At 64.9% G+C, this 704-nt stretch carries 1 protein-coding gene; it reads right to left on the bottom strand.

Annotated elements, in window-relative coordinates:
* Positions 1–680, bottom strand: a 680-nt coding sequence (locus ACPYOP_RS32925) for an autotransporter-associated beta strand repeat-containing protein (protein WP_481414381.1), incomplete at its 3' end; no start/stop codon positions are given.
* Positions 681–704: the final 24 nt, after the last annotated feature.

The following is a 704-nucleotide window of genomic DNA, read 5'->3' on the forward strand; positions in this document are numbered from 1 at the left end:
GTGCCCTGCTTGACAAGATCGCCATCCGTGCCAGTCACGTTGCCGGCGACGGTCGTGCTCTGCTCGTCTCCGAAGGTCAACGCCTTGTCACCGACATTCACCGTGGTGCCTTCGGCCGTCGCAAGCGCACCGATGGTGCGGTCGCCGTCGGCCTGTGAAATGTCGAAGGCTCCATCGCCATTCACCGTGACATCCGTTGCCGGCGCGAGCGCGCCCGCACCCTGCAAAAGCAGCCTGCCGTCGTTGATCGTCGTCGGGCCGGTATAGGTCTGCGCCCGCGTCACCGTCGTCGTGCCCGCGCCGTCCTTGACCACGGAGCCCCCACCGGAGATGACACCCCCATACGTCTGATCGGTGGTTGTCGGATTGAAGGCAACCGTGCCGCCCGCCTGCGTGGCAACGTCACCAATGAGCGTGCCGCCGTTTCCAACCTCCAGCGTGCCCTTGTTCACCGTCGCGGCGCCAGCGATCGTGCCACCCTGGCCGATCAGCAGCTTGCCGTCATCGACGGTGGTCGAAACGCCAGCGGCAACCGTGCCCGTCACCGTCGTGGTGTTTGTGCCGGTCTTGACGAGGCTGCTGCCATCCGTGCCGGTGACATTGCCGGCAATCGTGCCAGCCTTATTATTGCCGCCGAACGTCAGATCCTGAGCGCCGAGATTGACCGTGCTGTTAGCCACGGTGTTCAGCCCGGCAATCGTCTG

Source organism: Rhizobium sp. KNZ2-6A (assembly GCF_056755475.1).